Annotated in this window: 2 protein-coding genes; both read left to right on the top strand. The window is 43.5% G+C overall.

What is annotated here, in order from left to right; all coding sequences use genetic code 11:
* A partial coding sequence (locus ACTHUT_RS18775; protein ID WP_440419379.1) for a pyridoxamine 5'-phosphate oxidase family protein occupies positions 1 to 475 on the top strand: 475 nt, incomplete at its 5' end.
* A 146-nt stretch (positions 476 to 621) separates the two neighbouring features.
* On the top strand, positions 622 to 1,305 hold the full coding sequence (locus ACTHUT_RS18770) for a 16S rRNA pseudouridine(516) synthase (RefSeq protein ID WP_250600665.1): 684 nt from the start codon (positions 622 to 624) through the stop codon (positions 1,303 to 1,305).
* The last annotated feature ends 783 nt before the right edge of the window (positions 1,306 to 2,088 follow it).

The following is a 2,088-nucleotide window of genomic DNA, read 5'->3' as shown; positions in this document are numbered from 1 at the left end:
GCCCGAAAGTATTTTTAAGCAAGTCTCCCTTGACATTCTGAGACTGCACCAACAAGCCATCCGCTCTTTGATCGCCACCAAGTGTTGCGACGAATGCGAAGTACATGACGCAGTATTCATTACTTTAGATGGCCGATATTATGTTTGGCTCCCTTGTATGGGCAAATCGCCCCAATCTGAAACCGGCATCCTGCTGATTGAAGATGAAGACGGAAATACACGCTTGAGCTGGGTTGCCGGTACACGCGAAGTCAAACAAAAAGACAGTCTGTACAACCGCGTTGTTTCCGCCCTGCAAAGAAAAATGCAGCGCACGAAAAACAAGTTTATCCAGTCGGCAAACGCCCGATTGCTTGAGCTGACGCCGCAGCAAGGCCGTCTGACGACAAATAGCAAAGATTTCTCGCTTTCACCGCACGACCTGATGAAAGCACTTTATCCGGCAACACATCAAATAGGAGAATTTGCCCTGTAACAGTTTTTGGTAGTGGTTTGTGTTCCTTTTGCGCCCCTTAACATTTTAAAGGGGCGATTTTTTTGCCCCTACTTTTCAGACGGCCTAAATACCGGTTTTCCAGTACAATAAAGGCCGTCTGAACATTTCCTACTTTTCAACCAACCATGCAACTGCTCAAATACATCCAATCGCAAGGCCTCGGCAGCCGCAAGCAATGCCAATGGCTGATAGACAATGACTGCATTGCCATCAACGGCGAAATCCATAATCGTGCCAAAGACGATATCGACCCGTCTCAAGTGTACACCCTGTCTGTTGACGGCGAAGAAATTGCCGCCGTCCCCATGCCCTATTTCTACATTCTGCTTCATAAGCCTGCGGATTACGAAACTTCGCACAAACCTCAGCAATATCCAAGCATCTTCAGCCTGTTTCCCGACCACATGCGCAATATCGATATGCAGGCAGTCGGTCGCTTGGATGCAGACACAACCGGCATTATTCTGATTACCAACGACGGACAATTTAACCACCGCGTTACCTCGCCCAAACACAAAGTTCCGAAGCTCTACCGCGTCACTTTGAAACATCCTGCCGACGATACCCTTTGCACCACACTCAAAAACGGCGTCCTCCTGCATGACGATAATGAAACCGTTGCCGCAGCCGAAGCAGTATTGGCCGACCCAACCACATTGATGATGACTATTACCGAGGGTAAATACCATCAGGTCAAACGCATGGTTGCGGCCGCAGGCAACCGTGTCGAGCAGCTCCACCGTGAGGAATTCGGCGACTGGAATGTCGATGATTTAGCCGCCGGAGAATGGAAATTTATCCAAATCTAAAAAAATTCCAAATTTTTTCGATAAATTTTTAAACAATATGGATTTTTTATTTATTTAAAATCAAAAATCTAAACCTTATTATTTTTATTTAACAGAATTTAACACTGTGAAGACTGAACTATTGTATAATTCGCCTGTCTGAGTAACGCTTGCTTCGAAAGAAGTGAGTAAGTGAGTAAGACGTTTTCCCCGTAATGTGTTTGGCCATCTATACTTTCCCCTTAGTATAGATGGTTTTTTTTATCTAAAATTTGGCAACCAAGCGGGCGTACTTTCAGACGGCCCATCTCATCTAAAGAAGCCATCATTGCTAAACCCCGTCTCCACTCATTAACTTGCCATTACTCCTTTTCTCTTTCTCGTCTCTTCCGCATCAATCTGTGCCGTTCCCATTTCAGACAAATCGTTTTATAGAAAGAAAAACTATCAGCGACTATCCAAGCTAAGGTTACAGGATGTTATTAGACAGCCTTAGATAAATACCATCTTTGTTGCCGACATACTTGAAAGCACACCTTGGTGCTATCCAATATCCTCACAACAACCTTTTCCCATATCCTACTTTTCAGACGGCCTTTATCGTTACGGCTCTTTCAATCATTCATATCGCTTCAGCCAAATTCTCTGTTTGCAGGTTTTAATACCAATCAAACCAGATAAATCCACTAAAAATTCTTCACTACATGGTTTTTTTAACTAATTTTCTTTTTAGACTTTAGTCAAGATTCGTTAAATCTTTGCGGTAAAATGTTGTCTTTGTTTTTATACATCTGAGTATTTATG

The sequence above is a fragment of the Neisseria sp. P0022.S010 genome (assembly GCF_051956635.1).
The sequence above is the reverse complement of the archived record's forward strand: the minus strand, read 5'-3'. Positions and strand labels throughout refer to the sequence as shown.